Here is a 608-nt window from a genome sequence, read left to right on the forward strand (position 1 = left end):
CACTCCAGCAACTCGCCATCAAGGCGAGCCACCACCCCGGCCGCCCCTCTGGTCACCAGCACCAGCGCCGGGCCAGAGAAAGTTGCAAGCCCGGCCGCCAGTTCATCCTCGCCACTCAGCAGTTGCAGCTCCTCGATGGAAAGCTTGACCACATCCGCCAGCGCGATGGCTTCGCGCACCAGCGGCAGCATCTCGGCGGGGTTGCCCCACACCTCGGGGCGCAGGTTGGGGTCGAAGCAAACCCGCCCGCCTGCCGCCTTGATGGCCACCATGGCCTGCAGGCAACTGGTGCGCACCGGTTCGTTGGCGAGCGCGATGGAGCAGGTGAGCAACCACTGATCGGCATCGAAGCGGGGCAACTCATCCGGGGTGAGGAACTGGTCGGCACTGGGGCGCACCATAAAGGTGAAGCTACGCTCCCCCTCGTCATCCAGTGCCACCAGCACGGTAGAGGTGCGATGGTCAGGATCGAGCCGCAGCGCACCGATATCCACCCCCTCCCCGCTCAGGGTATCGGCCATAAAGCGGCCGAACGGGTCAGCACCAACCCGGCCGATAAAGGCCGCATCGCCACCCAGCCGTGCCACACCAACCGCCACATTGGCGGG

The 608-nt window shown here is 66.4% G+C and carries 1 protein-coding gene; it reads right to left on the reverse strand.

From position 1 onward, the window contains the following. Positions 1 to 608, reverse strand: a 608-nt coding sequence (locus DBR30_RS09050) for a PfkB family carbohydrate kinase (protein ID WP_258224371.1), incomplete at both ends; no start/stop codon positions are given.

The sequence above is a fragment of the Aeromonas sp. HMWF017 genome (assembly GCF_003061465.1).
In the GTDB taxonomy this organism is placed as follows: domain Bacteria; phylum Pseudomonadota; class Gammaproteobacteria; order Enterobacterales; family Aeromonadaceae; genus Aeromonas; species Aeromonas veronii.